The 576-nt window shown below is 61.1% G+C and carries 1 protein-coding gene; it reads right to left on the reverse strand.

The window, feature by feature from the left end:
* Positions 1-576 (reverse strand): hypothetical protein (locus tag J5224_RS34260; RefSeq protein ID WP_264629296.1); only part of this gene is annotated, 576 nt, incomplete at both ends.

Below are 576 nucleotides of genomic sequence, written 5' to 3' on the forward strand. Positions count from 1 at the left end.
TGCCTCCACCGCTCCCTGTGCCGTGATAACGCCGCTGTTGTCGAGGCTGTCGGCCAGATGCAGTTCCATTGCGTGCTGGCTGGCAAGTGAACCGCTGTTGGTGAGCGTGGTTGCACGCAGCGTCATATCGCCCGCATTGACGTTGCCACGGTTATCCATGTTGCCCAACGTCAGCGCGAGCGTTTGGTCTGCGTCAATCTGACCGTTATTGAACAGATCGGTCAGCGACAGCGCTACCACGTGGGCGCGTAACGTGCCGTTGTGGGTAAATCGGGTGGCGTTCACCGTCAGGCTATCCGCCTGCCACTCACCGTTTTGGCTTAACCGCTCGCCGTGAAGCGCCAACTGCGCCGCCGTGCTGAGCGAGCCGTTGCCTTGATAGTTACCGTGCAGCGTCAGATTGTCGCTGGCGCTAATGCTGCCGTCATTTTGCAGCGACAAGGCGTCAAACAGCGCCGCACCACGGCTGGAGATGGCCCCCTGATTGTCCACACTGGCCGCGCGCAAAGTGCTGTTGCCACCGGCGCTTAACGTTCCGGCATTGCCCATTGCACCGTCCAGCGTGAGCGTCAACGC

It is taken from the genome of Candidatus Symbiopectobacterium sp. NZEC135 (genome assembly GCF_025962695.1).